Annotated in this window: 14 protein-coding genes and 1 pseudogene; 8 read left to right on the forward strand and 7 right to left on the reverse strand. The window is 69.4% G+C overall.

Annotation, left to right across the window (positions count from 1 at the left end; all coding sequences use genetic code 11):
* On the forward strand, nt 1-5705 hold a 5705-nt coding region (locus tag IPN47_21535), incomplete at its 5' end, for a hypothetical protein (protein MBK9410581.1).
* Here the strand turns inward: IPN47_21535 and IPN47_21540 are convergent.
* A complete protein-coding gene (locus tag IPN47_21540) occupies nt 5702-5956 on the reverse strand; it encodes a hypothetical protein (GenBank protein ID MBK9410582.1) in 255 nt (84 codons plus the stop codon). The two genes, IPN47_21535 and IPN47_21540, sit on opposite strands and share 4 nt — an antisense overlap.
* Before the next feature lie 482 nt (nt 5957-6438).
* Between IPN47_21540 and glgB the strand changes: the two are divergent.
* Together glgB and IPN47_21550 are read left to right on the forward strand one after the other, a co-directional pair.
* Nucleotides 6439-8349, forward strand: a pseudogene (glgB, locus tag IPN47_21545) (1,4-alpha-glucan branching protein GlgB).
* Between the two features lie 789 nt (nt 8350-9138).
* Nucleotides 9139-10203, forward strand: coding sequence for an NADH:flavin oxidoreductase/NADH oxidase (locus tag IPN47_21550; protein ID MBK9410583.1), 1065 nt, complete (start codon nt 9139-9141; stop codon nt 10201-10203).
* Between the two features lie 94 nt (nt 10204-10297).
* Here IPN47_21550 and IPN47_21555 read toward each other — a convergent pair whose 3' ends face one another.
* Nucleotides 10298-11041 carry a ZIP family metal transporter gene (locus tag IPN47_21555; GenBank protein ID MBK9410584.1) on the reverse strand — a complete coding sequence of 248 codons (744 nt, stop codon included), beginning with the start codon at nt 11039-11041 and terminating at the stop codon, nt 10298-10300.
* A 28-nt stretch (nt 11042-11069) separates the two neighbouring features.
* Nucleotides 11070-11762 carry a ZIP family metal transporter gene (locus IPN47_21560; GenBank protein ID MBK9410585.1) on the reverse strand — a complete coding sequence of 231 codons (693 nt, stop codon included), beginning with the start codon at nt 11760-11762 and terminating at the stop codon, nt 11070-11072.
* 177 nt (nt 11763-11939) lie between these two features.
* Here IPN47_21560 and IPN47_21565 point away from each other — a divergent pair, with 177 nt between their 5' ends.
* On the forward strand, nt 11940-12467 hold the full coding sequence (locus tag IPN47_21565; GenBank protein MBK9410586.1) for a Uma2 family endonuclease: 528 nt from the start codon (nt 11940-11942) through the stop codon (nt 12465-12467).
* Nucleotides 12468-12589: 122 nt separating this feature from the next.
* Nucleotides 12590-14902, forward strand: a complete 2313-nt coding sequence (locus IPN47_21570) for a CocE/NonD family hydrolase (protein MBK9410587.1) — start codon at nt 12590-12592, stop codon at nt 14900-14902.
* Nucleotides 14903-14917: 15 nt separating this feature from the next.
* Here IPN47_21570 and IPN47_21575 read toward each other — a convergent pair whose 3' ends face one another.
* Nucleotides 14918-15604 carry a spermidine synthase gene (locus IPN47_21575; protein ID MBK9410588.1) on the reverse strand — a complete coding sequence of 229 codons (687 nt, stop codon included), beginning with the start codon at nt 15602-15604 and terminating at the stop codon, nt 14918-14920.
* Between the two features lie 269 nt (nt 15605-15873).
* Between IPN47_21575 and IPN47_21580 the strand changes: the two genes are divergently transcribed.
* Together IPN47_21580 and IPN47_21585 are read left to right on the forward strand one after the other, a co-directional pair.
* Entirely contained in the window at nt 15874-16791 is a 918-nt protein-coding gene (locus IPN47_21580; GenBank protein ID MBK9410589.1) for an alpha/beta hydrolase, read from the forward strand.
* 15 nt (nt 16792-16806) lie between these two features.
* Nucleotides 16807-17622 (forward strand): matrixin family metalloprotease, encoded by an 816-nt coding sequence (locus tag IPN47_21585; GenBank protein MBK9410590.1) that lies wholly within the window; start codon nt 16807-16809, stop codon nt 17620-17622.
* Between the two features lie 23 nt (nt 17623-17645).
* On the opposite strand, the gene IPN47_21590 is transcribed toward IPN47_21585, so the two are convergent.
* The 3 genes from IPN47_21590 to IPN47_21600 form a co-directional block, all read right to left on the reverse strand.
* Nucleotides 17646-18842 carry a PDZ domain-containing protein gene (locus tag IPN47_21590; protein ID MBK9410591.1) on the reverse strand — a complete coding sequence of 399 codons (1197 nt, stop codon included), beginning with the start codon at nt 18840-18842 and terminating at the stop codon, nt 17646-17648.
* Between the two features lie 76 nt (nt 18843-18918).
* The gene (locus IPN47_21595) at nt 18919-19608 is read right to left on the reverse strand and encodes a hypothetical protein (GenBank protein ID MBK9410592.1); all 690 of its coding nucleotides are present in this window, start codon (nt 19606-19608) and stop codon (nt 18919-18921) included.
* Entirely contained in the window at nt 19589-20164 is a 576-nt protein-coding gene (locus tag IPN47_21600; GenBank protein MBK9410593.1) for a sigma-70 family RNA polymerase sigma factor, read from the reverse strand. Before IPN47_21600 ends, IPN47_21595 begins: the two co-directional genes overlap by 20 nt.
* A 305-nt stretch (nt 20165-20469) precedes the next feature.
* Here IPN47_21600 and IPN47_21605 point away from each other — a divergent pair, with 305 nt between their 5' ends.
* On the forward strand, nt 20470-21999 hold the full coding sequence (locus IPN47_21605) for a serine hydrolase (protein MBK9410594.1): 1530 nt from the start codon (nt 20470-20472) through the stop codon (nt 21997-21999).
* The last annotated feature ends 2 nt before the right edge of the window (nt 22000-22001 follow it).

A 22001-nucleotide genomic window follows, 5' to 3' on the forward strand; every position in this document is an offset into this window, starting at 1 on the left:
CCCAGCAGGCCGCGCTGGCCCTCGCCACCCTCCCGCACCAAGCCTGGCTCTCCGCCGACGCGATCCTCCGCACGCTGTATCGCCTCTTCGTGTCGCGCCGCTACCTCCTCTCGTGGCAATCGGCATCGCAGGCCGAGCGCAGCGTCCGGAGCGTCGGCGCCGAGAGCTGGCGGGCGATGCGTTGGTCGACCGCGTTCGTCGGCCTCGGGACGATCGCACTCTCCTACGTCGCGCTTGGGCGCCACTTCACGTCGGGCGCGACGACGGCGTCGTTCCTGTCCGCGGCGCTCCCCGTGGGGAGCCTCGTGCTGCTCTGGCTCGCGTCGCCGTGGATGGTCACGCGCCTCGGCAAGACGACCGTTCCGCGCCGCGACACGCTGGCGGGCGAGGAGCGCGACGCGGCGATACGCTACGCGCGACTGCACTGGCACTTCTTCGACCGCTTCGTCAGCCGCGACACGCACTGGCTGGCGCCAGACAACTTCCAGCTCGATCCGGAGCCGGTGGTGGCGATGCGCACCTCGCCGACCAACATCGGACTGCAGCTGCTGGCGACCGTCAGTGCCCACGACCTCGGCTTCATCACCGCGCCCGACATGACGCGGCGACTCGAACAGACCGTCGCCACGCTCGCGACCCTCGCCCGCTACCGCGGCCACTTCTACAACTGGTACGACCTGCACGACCTGCACGTCCTCGCCCCACCCTACATCAGCACCGTCGACAGCGGCAACATGGCGGGGCACCTCATCGCGCTGCGGCAGGCGTGCCTGCAGCTCGCCACGCGTGAGCCGTCGCTCGCCGACCGGTTGCAGCGGCTGGCCGAGCAGGCGTACGACTTCGTGGCAGCGATGGACTTCACCTTCCTCTACGACGACGCGCGCAAGCTCCTCACCATCGGCTACCACCCCGACTCGTTCACCCCCGACGCCGCCTGCTACGACTTGCTGGCCTCCGAGGCCCGACTCGCCAGCTTCGTCGCCATCGCCCGCAAGGACGTCCCGATCGAGCACTGGTTTCGCCTGTCGCGTTCGCTCAACCGCACCGGGGGACAGACCGCGCTCGTCTCGTGGAGCGGGAGCATGTTCGAGTACCTCATGCCGGTGCTCGTCATGCGCTCGCTGGCGAACACGATCCTCGAGCAGACCTACCACGGGGCGCTCGCGCGTCACATGGCCTACGCCCGCGCCCGCGACGTGCCGTGGGGGGTGAGCGAAAGCGCCTACAACGTGCGCGACCACCAGCAGACGTACCAGTATCGCGCCTTCGGGGTCCCCGACCTCGCGCTGCAACGCGGGCTGGGGCGCGACCTCGTCGTCGCTCCCTACGCGACGGTGCTCGGGGCCCTCATCGACCCCCCGCGCGCGCTGGGCAACCTGCGCGCCCTCGAGGCGCTGGGCGCGTTAGGCGACTACGGCTTCTTCGACGCCCTCGACTTCACGCGCCCCACCGCTGGGCACCGCTTCGCCCTGGTGCGCACGCACATGGCGCATCACGTCGGGATGTCGCTGGTCGCGCTCACCAACGTGCTGCTGGACGACGTGTGGCAGGAGCGCTTTCACGGCGACACCATGGTGCAGTCGGCGGAACTGCTCCTGCACGAGCGCGTGCCACGCCGCCTCGTGCTGCAAGGCGCGCAGTCGGCACGCCCCGACGATGCGCGTCCCGCGCTGGAGGGTGAACGCCCGGTGGTGCGCGAGGTCGGCGCTTCCATCGCGACGGAACCGCGGGTCGCCCTGCTCGGCTCCCCGCCGTACACCGTCATGCTGAACCACAACGGGAGTGGGTACAGTCGGTTTGATTCGCTCGCCGTCACGCGCTGGCGCGCCGACGGGACGCGCGACGATCTCGGGCAGTACTGCTACCTCAAGGACATCGCGTCGGCGCGCGTCTGGTCGTCCGGTCACCAGCCCGTCGCTGCCCCCGCCGATTGGAGCCGCACCTCGCTCGCGCTCGATCGCGTCGCCATGCATCGCCGCGACGGCGACCTCGAGACGCATTCCGAGATCACCGTCGTCCCCGCCGACGCCGCCGAGGTGCGCCGCGTGACGATCACCAACACCGGGCGCGAATCGCATGACGTGGAGCTCACGTCGTACGGCGAGATCGTGATGGCCACCCCCGACGCGGACCGGTCCCATCCTTCGTTCTCCAACCTCTTCGTCGAGACCGAGTGGCATGAGTGGTGTACGGCCATCACCGCCACACGCCGCCCACGTTCCAGCGACGACCCGCGGCTCTGGTGCGTGCACATCGTCGATGCCGGCCCCCATCGCATCGGCGCCGTCAGCTGCGAGACCGATCGCGCCCGCTTCCTCGGCCGCGGGCGCTCGCTGCGCAACCCGATCGCCCTGGAGCAGGACGGCCCGCTCTCTGGGACCACCGGCGCCGTCCTCGATCCGATCTTTGCCCTGCGCACGCGCGTGCGCGTCGCCCCGGGTCAATCCGTCAGCGTGGCCTTCACGACGCTAGTGGCCGAAAGCCGGGCCGCCGCCTTCGCCCTGGCCGACCGCTATCACGATTCACATGCCGCGCAGCGCGCCCTCGACCTCGCGTGGGCCTCCACCCAGATCGAGCTGCGTGAACTCGGCATCTCCCCGGCAAGCGCCGCCGCCTTCCAGGACCTCGCCACGCAGCTGCTGTATCGCGGCGGCTCGCTGGCCCCGCCACTCGACGAGCTGCGCCGCAACCGCGGCTCGCAACCCCTCCTCTGGACGCACGGGATCCCCGGCGACCTCCCCATCGTGCTCGCGACGATCGACGCGCTCGACGGGCTCCCGACGCTGCGCGAGCTATTCGAGGCGCATCGCTACTGGCGCCGTCGCGGACTCGCCGTCGACCTCGTCGTGATCAACGCACAGCCGCACGACTATCTGCAGGCGCTGCGCGATGCCATTGGCGAAGCGATGGTCCTGGCCAACGATGCCGCCCTCACCGATGTCCCCGGCGGCGTCTTCGTGCGACGACGCGACACGATGCAGCCGAACGAGTACCTCATGCTCTCGGCCTCGGCGCGCATGCACGTGAGCTGCGACGGGCGCACCCTGGCGAGGGTCCTCGCGGCCGCCGAGGCACGCGCGAGTGCCGATGGAGGGACACGCGCCAGTCACGCCGTCGCCAGCATCGACCGCCGACTCTCCCCTCCCTTCATCGCCCAGCTCCCTCGCGTCGACGTCCTCGCTTCCATCGTCTCCGCGCTGCGCCCGCTCGTCGCCCCCCTCATCGGCCCGCTGCCAGCGCGCCTCCCGCGCGCCGCCGACGGCGGCGCCGAGGGAGCCCCGCCGCTACCGCCACTCCGGTTCGACAACGGCATCGGCGGCCTCGATGCACGCGATGCGTACCACATGCATGTCGACCACCGCCACCTCCCGGCCGCACCGTGGGCCAACGTCATCGCCAACCCGGCCGGTGGCTTCATCGTCACCGAACGTGGCGCGGGGTGCACCTGGGCGGAGAACGCGCACTTCTTCCGCCTCACCCCGTGGCATAACGACCCCGTCGCCGATCCCATCAGCGACGTGATCTACCTTCAGGATGCCGACAGCGACGCGCTCTGGAGCGCCACGCCCGCCCCCGTCCCGCACGACGGGCGGTACCGCGTCTGCCACGCCCCGGGCCGCTCCACCTTCGATCACGAGCACGGCGGCATCGCGACCGAATTGCAGCTGTCGACACCGCCGGACGATGCCGTCAAGCTGTCGTTGCTGCGCATCACCAACCACTCGGCGCGCCCCCGGCGACTGGTCGTCACCGCGTACGTCGAATGGACGCTCGGCGCGCGGCGCGAGGACGCGCAGTCGCGCGTGCACACGCGCTTCGTCCATGAGCAGCACGCCATCTTCGCCCAGAATCACTTCGACCCATACTTCGCCGGGTGGACCGCCTTTCTCGCGACGTCGGCGCCGGTGGCGAGCTTCACCGCGGACCGCACGTCGTTCCTCGGGCGCAACGGCACCCTCATGCACCCCGCGGCGCTCCTGCACGACGCGCTCGACGGCGTGGCGGGGATCGCCCTCGATCCGTGTGGGGCCTTGCAGTTGACGGTCGATCTCGCCCCCGGCGCCTCACGAGAGGTCACCTTCCTCCTCGGTGCCGCACCCACCGAAGACGCGGCGCGACAGGTCATCGACCGCCTGCGACCGACGGGGGCGTCCGCACGCGCCGCCGCGGCAGCCGGGGACGCGTGGACGTCGCGACTTGGCGTCGTCACCGTGCGCACGCCCGACGAAGCGTTCAACGCCATGGTCAACACGTGGACGCTGTACCAGGCGTTCGCCTGTCGCATGTGGGCACGCACCGCGGTGTACCAGAGCAGCGGTGCCTACGGCTTCCGCGACCAGCTGCAAGACGTGCTCGCCTTCGTCTACGCCGAGCCGGCCATCGCACGCGCCCACATCCTGCGCGCCGCGGCGCGGCAGTTCGTCGAGGGGGACGTGCAACACTGGTGGCACCCGCACACCGGACGTGGCGTGCGCACCCGCTTCTCCGACGATCTCGCCTGGCTCCCCTACGTCGTCGAGCGCTACATCCGCGTGACCGGTGACGCCACCGTGCTCGACGCGTACGTGCCGTGGCTCCGCATGCGCCCCCTCGAACCGCACGAGCACGAGGTCTACGACCTCCCGACCGTGACCGACGAGCATGGCAGCGTGTACGAGCACTGCCTGCGTGCACTGCACCGCGCCTGCACCACCGGGTCGCACGGCCTCCCGCTCATCGGCACGGGAGACTGGAACGACGGCATGAGCCGGGTGGGCGCCGAGGGGCGCGGCGAGAGCGTCTGGCTCGCCTGGTTCCTCATCGAGACGCTGCGTGCCTTTGCACCACTGGCCGACGCGCGCGGCGATCGCAACGAGGCGACCTTCATGCGGCGCCAGGCGGTGGCCTATGCCGACGCGATCGAACGCCACGGCTGGGACGGCCACTGGTACCGGCGCGCCTTCTACGACGATGGCACGCCGCTCGGGTCGTCGGACAGCGAAGAGTGCCGCATCGACTCCATTGCCCAGAGCTGGAGCGTGATCTCGGGGGCCGGCACCGAGGCGCGACAGGTGATGGCGATGGAGGCGCTCGACACACAACTCGTCGATGAGTCCGCGCGCCTCATGCCGCTGCTCACGCCCCCGTTCGATCGCGGGACGCACGATCCCGGCTACATTCGCGGCTACCTCCCGGGCGTGCGCGAGAACGGGGCGCAGTACACGCATGCCGCTCTGTGGGGCGTGATGGCGACGGCATTGCGTGGGAAGGGCGATCGGGCCTTCGAGCTCTTCCAGATGCTCAACCCGCTCACGCATGCCGCGACCGCCGCCGATGCCGCAACGTACAAGGTCGAACCGTACGTCGTCGCCGCCGACGTCTATACGACGCCGTCGCAGCTGGGACGCGGCGGGTGGACCTGGTACACCGGATCGGCGAGCTGGATGTATCGCGTCGCGCTCGAGACGATCCTCGGCTTCACCAAACAGGGCGACACCCTACGCCTCGAACCGCGGGTGCCGATGGCGTGGAATGAGTACGGCATCGCCTATCGCTTCGGGTCGGCCACCTACGACATCACCGTCCGCTTTCCCGGGACCGTGCAACGGCTGGGTGGCGACGTGCGCGTGGACGGGGTCTTTGCACCTGACGGAATCATCCACCTGCAGGACGACGGGCAACGACACGTCGTCCTGGTGAGCCCGTCGGTCGAGCCGCTCCGCTAGATCGGCTCGGGGAATTCACCGCGCAGGGGCTGGCCGGGGGCAACCCCCACCAGGCGCAGCCGGCCCATACCGCCCAACCGTTCGACGTCGCACGCCGTCCACCCGGCGGCCTCGGCCCGGGTGCGGCTCGCCGCGAGATGATCGAGGATGGCCGTGTGCGCGAGCCAACTCGATCCGCTCTTGTCCACTCCGCTGGCCAGGCGGTCGAAACGGGCCTGCAGGCGATTGAGCTGTGAGGATGGTTCCAACATGGTGCCTCCGGGCATCAGGGCACGACGCGTCGCGCCCGGGGTGGCAGCGCGCACCGAACGATCGCTCGGTGCCGTGCGTCCCTCACTAAAGATGTAGGGTGTACCGCGGCGGTGAGGCGATGCCGCGGCCGACCGCGCGCTCGAGGCGCCCTGACGCACCACGCCCTCCATCGACGCCCCGACGGGCACCGCACGGGCCCCGCACGCGCGCCGGCATGCGCGCGAGGGCACGCGCGCGAGGGCACGCGCGCGAGGGCACGCGCGGGCGCCGGCCATCGCGCATGGCGGCCACGAGTGTCGGCCGTGATCCCCTGCACGGAGGTCTTTGCCAAGCTTTACGGATCGCGGGCTGGGCATTGACATCCCTTCACACCTGTAAACGCTGGCGGCGGAGCAGCGTGATTCGGTACGTTAGGGCTCCGGCCGTGGCGCGGGAAACGTTTACGCCGCCTCGCCGGCCCCCCCCCAAACCGACCTCTCGAATGTCCGAGCATCGACTCCGGCACGATATCTCCCTCCTCGACGCCACCACCGTCCACCTCTTCAGCGAGGGGACGCTCGACCACGCCCATCACGTTCTCGGGTCGCGCCCCCACGTGGCCGATGGCGTCCAGGGCACCTACTTCGCCGTCTGGGCGCCTAACGCTGCGTCCGTTTCGGTGATGGGTGACTTCAACGGCTGGTCCCGTCACGCCCATCCCATGCGCCTGCACGGGCAGTCGGGGATCTGGGAGCTCTGGATCGCCGGCGTGGGACACGGCACGCACTACAAGTACCACGTCGTCGGTCGCACCGGCGGCTACACGGCCGACAAGACCGACCCGTACGGCTACCACAGCGAAGTGGCGCCGCGCACCGCGTCCATCGTGTGGAAGCTGGACTACGACTGGAACGACGGCGACTGGATGGAGCAGCGCGGCACGCGTCGCGCCCTCAACGGGCCGATGTCGATCTACGAGGTCCATCTCGGCTCGTGGATGCGCGTCCCCGAGGAGGGCAATCGCTCGCTGACCTACCGCGAGATCGCCCCGATGCTCGCCGAGTACGTCACCCGCATGGGCTTCACCCACGTGGAGCTGATGCCGGTGATGGAGCACCCGTTCTACGGCTCGTGGGGCTACCAGGTCTGCGGCTACTTCGCCGCCACGTCGCGCTACGGCACGCCGCAGGACCTCATGTTCCTGGTCGACACGCTGCACCAGCACGGCATCGGCGTCATCTTCGACTGGGTCCCGTCGCACTTCCCCACCGACGCGCACGGGCTGTCGTACTTCGACGGCACGCACCTCTACGAACACGAGGACCCGCGCAAGGGACACCAGCCCGACTGGGGGAGCTACATCTTCAACTACGGGCGATACGAGGTGCAGAATTTCCTGCGCTCGAACGCCGTGTTCTGGCTGGAGATGTTCCACGCCGACGGGCTGCGCGTCGACGCCGTCGCGTCGATGCTGTACCTCGACTTCTCCCGCAAGGACGGCGAGTGGATCGCCAACCAGTACGGCGGCCGCGAGAACCTCGAGGCCATCAACTTCCTGCAGCGCCTCAACGAGAGCGTCTACCGCGAGCACCCGCACACGGAGACCATCGCCGAGGACTCCACCGCCTGGCCGCTCGTCACCCGCCCCGTCTACCTCGGCGGGTTAGGCTTCGGCATGAAATGGGACATGGGGTGGATGCACGACACCCTGGCCTATTTCGCGCAGGACCCCATCTACCGCCGCTACCATCACCAGAAGATCACCTTCCGGATGATGTACGCCTTCGCGGAGAACTACGTCCTCCCCATCTCGCACGACGAGGTGGTGCACGGGAAGGGGTCGCTCATCAACAAGATGGCGGGCGACAACTGGCAGAAGCGCGCCAACCTGCGACTGCTGCTCGGCTACCAGTATGGGCAGACCGGGAAGAAGTTCCTCTTCATGGGCTGTGAGTTCGGCCAGTATCGCGAGTGGAACCACGACGCCTCGCTCGACTGGCACCTGTTGCAGCGCCCGGAGCACCGCGGCATCCAGCAGTGGGTGGCTGACCTCAACCGGCTGTATCGCGAGGAGCCGGCGCTGCACGAGCTGGACAACGATCCCGCCGGCTTCGAGTGGGTCGACTGCAACGACAACGAACAGAGCATCGTCAGCTTCCTCCGCTACAACCGAGACAAGTCGCGCGCCGTGCTCTGCGTGTGCAACTTCACCCCGGTGCCACGACGTGGCTTCCGCGTGGGCGTTCCCGAGAGCCTGCGCTGGGACGAGCTGCTCAACAGCGACGCCACCATCTACGGTGGCTCGGGATGGGGGAACCTCGGCGGCGTCTTCACCGAGGAGTCGTCGATGCACGGGCGCGAGCGCTCCGTCACGCTCACGCTCCCGCCGCTCTCGATCTCGTTCTTCCGCATGGTCCCCGTGCCGTCGGCTGCGGTCGACTTCGAGGAAGCGCCGGACGCACTCGCCGACATCATGGGGATCGATCCGCTCGACGCAGCCCCGATCGACGGGGAGGCTGAGGTCCGCGAGGTCGTCAGCGCCGAGGACGTGGTCGACGCGCTCGAGGTGCTGAGTGTCGTCGAAGCGCTCGACGCCCTGGAGTCGGTCGATTCGATCGACGCCGAGCTGGCGTCGCACGACGACGTCGAGGTCGTCGTCGAGGTGGCGGTCATGGATGAGGACGTCCCAGGCGAGACGCTCGACGAGATTCCCGAAGCGGAAGTCGTTCGGACGGAGACCGAGCGTCCCGCCCCCAGGCCTTCGCGTCGCAAGCCTGCCGCGCGCAAGAGCACGCCCACCGCAACGTCCGCCGAGCCAGGGGGTGCGAGCAAGGCTACCACCGGCAAGCCCGCCTCGAGCAAGAAGGCGAAGGGAGACGCGTCGGCCAAGACGTCCACGAAGCAGCCACCGAGCAAGGGCTCGACGTCCGCCCGCGGCGCAGCGAAGTCCAAGGCCGACACGACCGACTCGCCGTACGCCGATACCGGTACGCCACCGGCACCAGGCTCGCGTAAGAAGAAGCGCTGACACCGGTGCCGACCCGTTAGGCACGTCGAGCCCCTGCCACGGCAGGGGCTCGATCGTTTTCGCCGGCCTCGTGCCGGTCCATGCGCGCCGGCCCGGTCGTGCAGGCCCCATCCCCTCGTGGCCGCGCACGATAGATTTCCCGCTCCCACCCACGACCCGTCGCCCCGCTTCGTCATGCTGTTCACCCCGATCACGTTTCGCGGCCTCACCCTCCGCAACCGCGTCGTCGTCTCGCCGATGTGCCAGTACTCGAGTCGCGATGGCTTCGCCAACGACTGGCACCTCGTCCACCTTGGCGCCTTCGCTGTCGGCGGCGCCGGTCTCGTCCTCAGCGAGGCGGCCGCCGTCACCCCCGAGGGACGCATCTCGCCGCACGACCTCGGGATCTGGGACGATGCCCATGTCCCGTTCCTGCGCCGCATCAACGAGTTTCTCCACGCGCAGGGGGCGGCCAGCGGGATTCAGCTGGCGCATGCCGGTCGAAAGGCGAGCACCGCGCGGCCGTGGGAAGGGGGCGGGCGCGTGACGCCCGCCAATGGCGGGTGGGATGACGTCCAGGCACCTAGCGCGATCCCCTTCGCCGACAACTATCCGCAGCCGCACGCACTCACGCACGAGCGCATCCGCCGAGTCATCGATGATTTCCGCGACGCCGCTCGGCGCGCGCACGAGGCCGGCTTCCAGGTCATCGAGCTGCACGCCGCGCACGGCTACCTGCTGCACGAGTTCCTCTCCCCGCTCGCCAACCAGCGCACCGACGAGTACGGCGGCTCCTTCGCCAATCGCGCTCGTCTCACGCACGAGGTGGTCGCCGCGATCCGGGAAGTGTGGCCAGCCGACCTGCCGCTCTTCGTGCGCCTCTCGTCGACCGACTGGGTCCCCGGCGGCTGGGATGCGGACGAGACGGTGCAGCTCTCGCGCGAGCTTGCAGCTGTCGGCGTCGACCTCATCGACTGCTCGTCAGGCGGGCTCGCGACCAGCCAGCAGATTCCGGTCGCCCCCGGCTACCAGGTCCCGTTCGCTCGCCGCGTGCGCCACGAGGCCGGGATCGCCACCGGCGCCGTGGGCCTCATCACCACCCCCGCGCAGGCACAGCAGGTGGTGGAGAACGGCGACGCCGACCTGGTCCTCATGGCGCGCGAGTTCCTGCGTCAGCCGCGCTGGCCGCTGCAGGCCGCGCGCGAACTCGGGCAGGAGATCACCTGGCCCAGGCAATACGAGCGGGCGAAACCACGTTAGGCGATCACGGCGCGCCTCGAGAATCGGCGCCATCGACCCGACCGAGCGAGCCCTCTCGCTCGCGGCGGGCCCGAACGGCCCGCCGGCGCGCCTATCACAAATACCGTTGCACCGCCAGCATCCCCAGCATCGACAGCGTCGCCGCCGCGGCAATCCCGCGCGACGACTCCTGCTCGTACGCCTCGGGCAACAGTTCCACCAGCACCATGAAGATCATCGCCCCCGCCGCGAAGCCGAGCCCATACGGCAGCGTCGCCGAGAACTTCTCGACGAAGAGATAGGCCGGCACCGCCGCCAGCGGCTGCGGGATCGAGGAAAAGAAGCTCCACCACGCGCACGACAGGATCGACGCCCCCTGCGGGCGCATCACCGCGCTGATCGCCAACCCCTCGGGGATGTTGTGCACGGCGACGGCCAGCGTGATCGCCGTGGCCAGCGACTCCCCGCCGCCGAACGACACACCGACCGCTGCCCCTTCGGCAAACGAGTGCACCGTCATCACCGCGATGATCAGGAGCATCTTCTTCGCCCCCACGCCACGCGCACCGAGGAACTCCGTCTCCCCTTCGTGGTCACCCATGAAACGCTGCACCAGCAGCATGAAGATCACGCCTAACAAGACCCCGATGAGCGTGGCCCCGCCGCGCGTGCGCGCCCCCTCGACGATGAGCCCGAACGACGCGCCCAGCATCAACCCCGCCGCCAACGCATTGGAGTAGCCCACCACCCGCTTCGACACCGTGCGGATGAAGGCGAACGGGATCGCCCCCAACGCCGTCGCCAGCGCCGTCAGCAACGCGTAGAGAAAGACCAGCACGCTCGGGTGCTCGGCGAACATCTCGGAAGCACCCATCAGTGACGCGCCATCACAAGGCTCCCACGAAGGCGACCATGCTCGTGGCAGCGATCACCACCACGCTGATCGCCTGCCGCCCCGCCACATGGTATCCCGACGGGAGGAGGTCGGCGAGCGACAAGTAGATGAGCGAGCCGGCCGCCCCCCCGAGCAGGGCCGGCCGCAACTCGGGGCGCGCCTCGGCGAGCACGAAACCGGCAATCGCGAGCGCAATCTGCGGAAGGTTGGAGAGCGCCGCGGCGGCCACCGCGCGCAGTCGCTTCTCCCGTTGCACCAGGTACGACGACAGGGCGATCCCCTCGCCCACGTTGTGCAGCGCCAACGTCAACGCCACCACCGCGCCGAAGCGCGCGTCGACCGCACAGGCCACGCCTAACGCCAGCCCTTCGGGCGCCGAGTGCACCGACGCCCCGATCAGCGCTCGCACCGGCGAGATCGCCTCGCCGCCGTCCAGCTCGAACCAGACGTGCACGAGAAAGAGCGCCACCACCGCTGCCGACGCACCAATCGTCGCACTGACCGTCCCCGCGTCGAGCCCGTCGCGCATGAGCGGGTACGCGAGCCCCAGCATCATCCCCGCGGCCAACGCGTTGGCGAGTCCTACGAAACGGTCTTCCGGTCCCTGCACGCGCGAAAGGATGGGCCCGAGTCCCGCGGCGGCGGCGGCGAGGGCGGCGTACAGCGCGACGGTGTTCAGCGTCATATGGGAACGGTAGGCGAGCGAGGCCTTCGGCGCCACGCGTGCCCGGCGACGGATTGCGTCTGCAACAGAATGATGACGAGCCCTTGTCACCTGGGCGCGACCTTCCCGAGCGCCGAGTTGCGGACTCCCGCCGAGGAATTGAATACTATGACCATGCCACTCCATGCCCAGCCGCTCATGACCGCCGACGAGATCCTGGCCTTGGATCTCCCGGGGAAGTCGACGGAACTCGTGCGTGGGCATCTCGTCGTGCGCGAGCCGCCAGGCTCATTTCACGGCCGCGTCGCGGCTCGACTCGCATATCTGATCGGACATCACGTCTACCAGCACGACCTCGGTTCCGTCTTCAGTCAGGACACCGGCTTTCAGATCGCTTCCAATCCCGACAGCGTGCGCGCACCGGACGTGGCGTTCGTGCCTACAGCGCGCGCCGCAGAGATCCCGCCGCGCGGCTACGCCCGGATGACGCCCGACCTCGTGGCCGAGATCGTCGCACCCGGCGATAGCCCAGGTGAGCTGCTGTCGAAGATTGGGGATTGGCTCGAGGCCGGGGCGTCGTTCGTCTGGGTGATCGATCCAGCGCGGCGCGAAGGCCGGGTCCATCGCGCCGGTGGCACCGTGGCGATCACCCCAATCGATGGTGCGCTCGATGGGGAGGACGTCTTTCCAGGGTTTCGGTGCCCGATGGCAGAGGTGTTCCGCTAGGCGAGGCATCGCCTAACGCGTCCCGCCACGGACGGCGAGGACACGCCACCTTGGGCCCCCCCACCCCGCACATGCCCAACTCCGAACAGCGGTTCGAATCCGCTCCACCACAACCCACCATCATGCCCGGTCTGCGCCCCGTCCTCGGTCGCCCGCGCCGCGTGGCACGCCTCGCCGCGCTCTTCTTCGGCATCGTGGCCACCTCGCCCGCGATGCTGGTGGCCCAACGCTCGACCTACGACGCCTACATCGCCGGCGTCCACGTCGCGACCCTCGAGCGCTCGGGGAACGGCGCTGCCACCACGTGGAGCATCCGCAAGAAGGGCTTCGCCTCGAATCGGTGGTCGGCGGCTCGGACCGCCAGCGCCGCAGCGCTCGCCGCCGACACGTCCTTCCGTCTGTGGGGTGCGCTTCGCGACGTCGTCCCCCGCATCGCCGACATCGAGCGACGCGACTGGGCGACGCACGACGTCGTCGACTGGCCCGACCGTTCGACGCTCTACGAGCGCACGCGCGAGTTGCACTCGGCGACTCGTCCCACAAGCACCGCCACCCGCTGGAACCGGCGCGGCGCGACGAATCCCATGGATCTCGTCATCGACGCACGCGATCACATGGTCGCGGCGATCGATCCTCGCATGGACGTCGTACTCGTCAGGCGCGGCGACGAGCGATTCACCACGGTGGGCCAGTGGCAATCGTCCGGCGTCTCGCCGGCTCGCTACGGCTATCGCCACGTCGGGAAACAGATGGTCCCGATGAGCGACGGCGTGCGCCTGGCGACGCTCGTGCTGCTCCCATCCGAGGAGGCGACGGGCCCCTTTCCGACGATCCTCGTCCGCTCGCCCTATGGGATCACCGGGCTCGTCTCGGTCTACTGGCAGTACGCGGCGCGCGGCTACGCCGTGGTGCTGCAGGCGACGCGCGGAACGAGCTACACCGACCCCGAGGCGCGGTCGGAGGGAGCACTCGAGCTGATGGTGCACGAACCCGCCGACGGGAAGGCGGCGCTCGAGTGGATCACGCGCCAGCCGTGGAGCGACGGAAAGATCTGCATGCAGGGCGGGTCGTACCTCGGCTACACGCAGTGGACCGCGGCGATGAGCGGCAATCCGGCGCTCAAGTGCCTCGTCCCCGAGGTCTCGATGGGGACCGCGTTCGCCGACCAGCCCTATGTCGGCGGCGGGCTGCTGGTCGGAATGGCGTTCTACCAATTCTGGATGCACGAGCGCCCCCTGCTCCCCACTCGCACCTGGTCCGAGGTGCTCGCGCACCGTCCGCTCGTCGACCTCGACGACTTCGGGACGGGGAAATCGCTCCCCAACTGGGACAACCAGGTGCTGGCGTCGTCCAACGGCGGCTATTGGCGCGCGCAGGACTGGCATCGCGCGCCAATCCGCCCCGAACTCTCGACCTTCCAGATCAGCGGGTGGTTCGACGACGACCTCCCGGGAACACTCAGCAACTGGTCGCTGATGCAACGCATCGGCACCGCGCCGCAGCGACTCCTGCTCGGCCCCTGGAAGCACGGCTACAACGCCGACCGCGCGCTCAACGGCTACGACTACGGCCTCGATGCCCTGCGCGACGACGTCTGGCTCCTCAAGCAGATGTGGTACGACACGCACCTCAAGGGGATGAAGAACGCGGCGACCGAACAGCGCGTGGAGTATTTCGTCCTGGGCGACAACAGCTGGCGCACGGCGAGCGCGTGGCCGCCGCCAGAGGCAACGCCGCAACGGTGGTACTTCCACAGCGATGGACGCGCCAATCGCCTCATCACCAGCGGGACGCTCACGCGCGACGCGCCGCTCGGTGACGAGCCGGTCGATCGCTACACATACGACCCCGCCGACCCGGTCCCAAACTGGATGTCCTTCGAGCAGATGCAGCGGTGGGAGGACGTGCAGACCTTCCAGTGGGACATGAAAGACCTCGAGGTGCGCCACGACGTGGTGACCTTCACCTCGGCCCCCCTCCAGGCCGACCTCACGATCGCCGGCGACATTCTCGTCGAGCTGCACGCGTCGGCCGACGTGAAGGACACCGATTGGTGGGTGCACCTCGCCGACGTCGACCCCGCCGGGCGATCGAACCGCTTGACGTTAGGCACGGTACGCGCGCGCTTCCGAAATCTCGATGACGCGCAGTATCGCGCGCGCGGTGACAACTTCGCGCGCGAGGAGCTGCTGAGCGGCGATTCGACGCAGGTGGTGCGCTACCGGATCGGGGTGAAGGGGGTGGCCAACACGTTCAGGAAGGGGCATCGCATCCGCGTGGCGGTCATGAACGCCATGGCGAACTACACGTTCCCCAACTCCAACACGGGCGAAGACGAAGGGCGGGTGACGCGGACGGTGAAGGGGCGCATGGGGATTCACCACGCGGCAGCGTGGCCCAGTCACATCGTGCTCCCGGTCCTGCCGAGGCCGTGAGCCCCGGTCGCGCCGCTACGGTCCGCCTCCCTCGCGTCGCCCCGTGATGATGACGTGCGACGCCTTCGCTGTTGCATGCACCCGGCGGCGATGGGAGGTGACGGTGAGTCCGGCCCGGCGCGCCGCCGCTTCGAATCGTCGGTCTTCCCCGACCGACCACCACGCGACCACCCCGCCCGGGCGCAACGCCGCCGCGGTCTCCCGGAGTCCGGCCTCGCCGTAGAGCCCCGCGTTCCCCGCCGTGGTGAAGGGCTCGGCACCGTTGTCGACGTCGAGCATGATGGCATCGAAGGCACCCGGGCTCTCGCGCAGCACATCGCGCACGTCGCCGTGATGCAGGCGCACCCGCGGGTCGCGCAACGTCGCGCCCGCGAGCGCCTCTCCCCACTCAGGGTGCTGGTTCCAATCGATGACATCGCGCAGCAGCTCGGCGACCACCACCGTGGCGTCCGGGGCGAGGAGGCGCAACGCCGCGCGCAGGGTGAAGCCGAAGCCGAGCCCACCGACCAGTGCGCGCGCCGCCGGACGATCGGCCACGGGAGTGCATGCGAGCTCGGCGAGGTGCACTTCCGAGTTGGAGCGGCGCGTGGACATCAGCTCCACACCGTCGGCACTCATGTAGTAGGCGCCGTCATGACGCAGCAGGGTCAGGCGCGTGCCGTCGGGCGCGGCAGCCTCGGCGAGTCGCTCGGTGGGTTTCATCGTAACCGCGGCGTCGACCGCTCGCGCAGCACGCGGATTCCGTTGCTGGACATGACCTGCGACGTGACGAAGGGCCAACAACGCGTCGGCAGGTGAGGTGGGTGCGGCGGCACGTCGGGCCCCGGAGAGATTGGCGGTGGAGCGGCGCGCGGGAGGGCGTCCTGGCGCCGGCGGCGGGGTCGGGCAATCGACGTGCAGAAGGTGCAGCGCGAACTTATCGCCACCGGTCACCAGACGATAGCGTTCCGCTCCGCGCCTACTTTACAGGTATGTCGTCGCCTCTCTCCGCCCGCGAACGCTTCATCGCCTTCCGGCGCTCGCTCCCGCGAACGCCGCGGCTCCACCACCTCCGCATCAAGGCGCGCGGGCTCGACTTCGCCGTCTTCACCACCCCCGAAGTCCACGGCGCCCCCCCGCTCGTGTGCGTCAACGGCGGCCTCCTCTTCTCGCACAAGCTCCTCTGGCCCGCCCTCTCCCCGCTCGCCGAACGGCGGCAGCTGATCTTCTATGACCAGCGCGGACGGGGCGAGAGCAGTGCCCCTCCGGGCGAAAAGGCGGCCCGGATCGAACACGACGCGGGAGACCTGGGAGCGCTTCGAACGGCGCTCGGCTACCGCCGCTGGGACGTGCTCGGGCACTCCTGGGGGGGTGGAATTGCGGTCTTGGGGACCGAGCAGGACCGGGAGGGGGTGCGCCGGCTCGTCCTCGTGAATTCGGTCGGCCCGCGCAGCGAGAGCTGGCTCCCCCAACTGCACGACGCGGCCCTGGCCCGGCTCGCGGCGGCGCAGCGGGCGGTGTTGCAGCACATCGACCCGGTGACGCTCCTCACCGGCGATCCAGCGGCACAATCCGCCTACTCGCGGGCCATGTACCCCGCCTGGTTTGCGGACCCCGAAATGGCGCAACTCTTTGTCCCACCGCGCAGTGAGAGCCGCACCGGCGCCGCCATCGCCTCCCGCCTCCGGCGCGACGGATACGACTGGTCGACCTTGGTACGTGCCGTGCAAGTGGAAGCGCTCGTCCTTCACGGGGCGGACGATCTTCTCCCACCATCGGTGGCCCGGGAGCTCGTCGCCCTCTTGCCGAAGGCGCGACTTTCGAACATTCCCAGTGCGGGGCACATGCCGTTCTGGGAAGCCCCGGAGGCGTTCTTCGGTCAGGTGGAACAGTTCCTCGGCGGCGCGTAGCAAGCGTCGAACTTCATGAAGCGTCTGGATCTCATCTTCGCCGTCGTTCTCAGCGTCCTCGCCGCTTTTGTCGGCGTGGAAGCGTACGCCATGCATGGCAATGGCGGGGCACGCCACGTCGTGCGGTCGGCGGGGGCCAACGCCTCGACGACCCCGGCCGATGATGACAGCGAAAGCCGGGACGCCCGCCGCGAACGACGCAGCTCCCCCGCCTCCAGGGCCGCACGCGATCGCGAGCGTCTGCTCGCCGACGTGCGCAGCCGCCTCGAGGTCTCCGGCGCGGGGACCTACATCGGCGAAGTCCTCGCCGCGCACGACTCGGCGCTCGCCCGCTGGCCCGATCGCGGCGGCCAGCCGCTGCGCATCTGGATCCAGCCCTTCGCCCGCGTGCGCGACTGGACGCCCACGGCGCTCCCGATCGTTCGCGACGCCTTCATCGAATGGGGGGAGGCCGGGGTCCCGCTCAACTTCTCCTTCGTCCTCGACTCGGCCACCGCCGACGTGCGCGTGACCTGGATCGATCGCTTCCACGAGCCCATCTCGGGCAAGACGCTCTGGTCGCACGACGATCGCTGGTCGATCCTCGAGGCCAACATCGTCCTCGCCGTGCACCACCGCACGGGCGAAGCGCTCGACACCGCCGCCACGCGCGCCATCGCGCTGCACGAAGTCGGACACCTGATCGGGCTCGATCACACGACCGACACGACGTCGATCATGACGCCGCGCGTGCGCGTCAAGACGCTCTCCCCGGCCGACCGCGCCACCGCGCAGCTCCTCTATCTCCTCCCCGCCGGTCCGATCGGCGGGGCCCGCGCCTCAGCGCGTTAGGCAGCTGGGGCGCGCGCCCCGCGTCACCACTTGAGCGTGAGCGTCATCGGCTTGCGGCGGCGCAGCAGCTGCAACCGCACCTCGTGACGCGTCGACTCTTCCACGGCCTGCAGGAAGACGAGCGGCGAGGAGAGCGCCTGGCCATCGACCGAGAGGAGGACGTCGCCCGCGCGCAGCCCCGACTGGTCGGCCGGCGACCCGCGCCCGGACGTGACGACGAGCATCCCCCGCTCCACGCCTAACGCCTCGGCCAGCTCCGGCCCTACCGTCACGAACTGGGCACCTCCGAAGACGACCTGCGAGGCGCCCACCCCGTTCCCCATGGGTGGGAGCGGCGGCAACGGCGCGGTGGGCGACGTCGGCGCGACGACCGGGGTCGGGGGCGTGCCGGGGGTCGGGAGAGCGGGCGCGACCCGCTGCACCACCACGCGAGGCGCCCCAGCCACTGCACCACCCGTCGTCCCCTGCTCGGTCGTCACCGTCACCACCATCTGCATCGGCGCCATCGCCGCCGCGATGCGCTCGTCGATCCAGGGGCAGGGAGTGGAGAAGCCATCGGGACGCGGCTCCACCGTCACCGTGAGCAGCTTGCTCTCCGCCCCCCGCCGTACCCGGAACGGGATGCGCGTCCCTGGCTTGAGCAGCGGGGTGAAGTCGATCTCGGCGTCGCGCAGGTCTCGCCCGGCCATCGCCATGATGCGGTCACCGGTCCGGATCCCGGCCTTGTCGGCCGGCGACCCCGGCTCCACCGACTCGATGTCGGGATAGTCGACGAAGCGCATGACGAGGCGCCCGTCGCCTTCACGGAGTGCACTCGCCGAAGCGGAGTAGTAGATCCCGACCCACCCCTGCGGCTTGCGGTCGGCGGCGCAGATGTCGTTGAGCCGGCGCTGGATGCGCCCCCCGTCGCTCTCGAGCGAAGCCAAGCGCGCGCGCATCTGCCGCACAGCCGTCTCGGCCTGCCCGCGCGATGCCTCGGCGATGGCGTCATTGCGCATCGCCAGTTGCAACTCCTGCAGGTTGCCCAGCAGCGCCAGCGAGGTGCGCTTCTTCTGCAGGAGCTCTTGCACCAGGCGGTCGACCTCCTGCTCGAACGGCGAGACCTCGCGCACCACCACCCGGCGCGACTGCCCGTGCGCCACCGCCGGTGCCACCGTCAGCAGCAAGAGGGCCGCTGGCGCGAGCGCGCGGACGTGCGCGGTGAGGGATCGTGCGGTCATGTCCATCAGAAGCTCCCCAGCCGGTTGCCGACCGGAAGCGTCGTCCCCAGCCGCCGCAGCGTCTGCTCACGAGCGCTCAGCGTCGCCAGGTAGTACTGGTTGATGTACGGGTCGGACGGCGCATCGCGCATGGCCTCCTGCATCGTCTGCGCGGTGCGGTCCAGCGCGGCGAGGCGCGTACGATATTGCTCCGGGGCGAGCTCCGAGGAGCTCGTGTCGTGCGACGCCAGCCGGTGGCCGCCTGCTCGTACTGCCGCTGCGCCAGGTCGAGCGACGCGAGCGCTTCCTGCGAGGTCGCGAAGCCCTCGCCGGAATTGCCGGCGAGCGTGGTCGGCGCGGCACCGGGCGACGCCGCCAGATCGCCCTGCATCGGCGCGTTGGGGCGGAACGCCACGGCATCGACCACCGGCATCCCCGTCGTCATGCGCCCGAGCACCGCCCCGCCGCCAACGAGCACCACCACCGCGGCCGCCCGACGCATCACCTCGAGGACCGGGTTCGGCCGCCGGCGTACCGGCGCCGCGCCCGTGGCGGCCTCGACGCCCGAGGTCACCAGCCCCTCGGCACGCAGGCGCGATCCTAACGAGTCCCAGTCGGTGAGCGGCGGCGCGATACGGCGGTGTTCGTCGCCCGCCATCACCACCAACCGGCGATACGCCTCCAGTTCGCGCGCACAACTCACGCAGACGAGCAGGTGCTCGCGCTCGGCAGGGGTCGCGCCCCCGTCAACCAGTTCGGCCAGACGTTCAATAGGCAGGTGCAGCATGTTCCCGATCCGTGTCAGACCTGAAGCCATCGATGACGTGCGCCAACAACTTGCGCAGCTTGGCGCGCGCCTTGAAGAGTTGCGACTTGCTGCCACCAGCCGTGATGCCCAGCGCGGTGGCAATCTCCTCGTGCGTGTATCCCTCCACATCGTGCATGAGAAAGACGGTCCGCGCCCCCGGCGATAGCCGAGCAGCGGCGTCTTCGATGGAAGCGGCCAGGAGGGCTCGCTCGCTTCCGTGCTCCACCGAGGCGGTGTCCTCCTCGATGTCCGTTTCGATCTTGGCCAGTCGACGGGTGCGCCGCAGCGCATTGAGCGTTCGGTTGACCGCGATCCGGTGCGCCCACGTCCCGAACTGCGAATCGCCCCGGTAGGTCGGCAGGGCCCGGAAGATCTGGATCCAGACCTCCTGCGCGATGTCCACCGCATCGTCCGCATTCCCCACCAGGCGACGCACGACCGCGTCGATGTGCGGCGCGTGCTGCGACCAAAGCTGTCGCATCGCCCGCTCATCCCCGTCGATTGCTCGCTGAATGAGGGTGGTATCGGTGGCCATGGCGTTCTGGTTACTTCGTCACATGGCGCTCCCCGGTGGGTTTACGCGCCTACCCAATTGGGCATTCCCGTCCGCAGCGAAGGACGCAGTTTGCGCGTTGTCGTCCGGCCTGCTCGCGGCTCCAAACGGCCCCTGAACGAGAACGTACATGAGGTAGAGTAACGGATCTCTCTACCTTGCAACAACCTAGACAACTTTGTATTCTCGATACGAACCGTAAAGCGCGCGTGGTGTAGCCTTTGCGGTCCGATACGCTATCGCCAGTTCGATCGTCGCTGCGATAGTCCCTTGCGAAGGAGTCGTCCGTGGTCGCTCATCTGGCACTCGCCCTCGTCACGCTCGCTGCCACAGCGGAGAAGCTCCCGCTGCGGTCGCCGCGTTCGATGGGGATGTCCGCCGAGCGTCTGGCGACCATCGATCGCGTAGTCCGTCGCGGCATCACTGCTGGAGGATACCCCGGCGCCTCAGTCGTGATCGGACGCCGCGGAGCCGCCGTGATGCAGAAGGGCTTCGGCCACCTGGGATGGACCTCGGCCTCCCCCGAGGTCAACGCCGACAATACCATCTACGATCTCGCCTCCCTGTCCAAGGTCATCGGGACCACCACGGCGGCGATGATCCTCTTCGACGAAGGGCGCCTCGACCTCGACGCACCGGTCTCGACGTACATCCCCGAGTTCTCCGGCGGCAACAAGGAACTGGTCACGGTCCGTCATCTCCTCACGCACCGCTCCGGGCTCCCGGCCGGTCGCGAACTGTGGCGGATGACGTCCAAGCCGTCTGAAGCCAAGCAAGTCGTCATCAACACGCCACTCGCGTGCCAGCCTGGCGCCTGCTTCGTGTACAGTGACCTCGGAGCCGACGTCCTCGGATGGGTCGTCGAATCCGTCGCCGGCTTGCGCCTCGACACCTTCCTCGCCGAGCGCGTCTTCAAGCCGCTCGGGATGAACGACACGTACTACAATCCGCCGGACTCGGTGCGTCATCGCATCGCGCCCACCGAGGTCGCACCGCCCCGCGGATATCCGCTGCGTGGTGAAGTACACGACGAGAACGCCTTCGCCCTCGGCGGCGTCGCCGGCCACGCGGGGCTCTTCTCCACCGCGGCAGACCTCGCCGTCTTCGCCCAGATGATGCTCAACGGCGGCGTCTACGACGACGTCCGCATCTTCTCCGACAGCACCGTCTCGCTCTTCACGCGGCGTACCGCGGGGACGCGAGCCCTCGGCTGGGATACCGCCGAGGGCCAGGGTGGCTCGGGCGAGTACCTCACGTCGGCCGCGTATGGCCACACCGGTTACACGGGGACCTCGATCTGGATCGACCCCGACCGGCAGATGTTCGTCGTCCTGCTGACCAACCGCGTCCACGCCGCTCGCGCCCGTCGCCCGTCGAAGGTGATCGCCGACGTGCGCGCCGACCTCGCCGACGCCGCCGCGCTCTCGGTCGAGGACTCCGACCAGATCCTGAACATGCCCGCCTCCTTCCGCGCCGACCGCGCGGACGGGTGGAACAAGTCGGTCCGCCGCTCGCGTCGGAGTTCGAGAAGCAGCCGGGCCAAGGCATCGAGCAGCAAGTCGGGCCGGGCCGTTTCCAAGGCGCGCGGCGCCAAGTCGTCCAAGGCGCGCAGCTCGAAAAGCGGCGCCAAGCGCTCGGTCAAGCCCAAGGTGAGCGCCAAGCCCTCCGCCAGGACGACCAGATCCAACAGCGCGGCCAGCAAGGTGCGACCGACCGCGTCCGCCTCTCGGAGTGGAGCCAAGGCCTCGACGAGGTCGTCGAGCAGCAAGAGCCGACCGATCGCGAAACGAACGAGCGGGAGTGCGGCCGGCAAGTAGCC

It is taken from the genome of Gemmatimonadota bacterium, assembly GCA_016719105.1.
Lineage (GTDB): Bacteria > Gemmatimonadota > Gemmatimonadetes > Gemmatimonadales > Gemmatimonadaceae > SCN-70-22.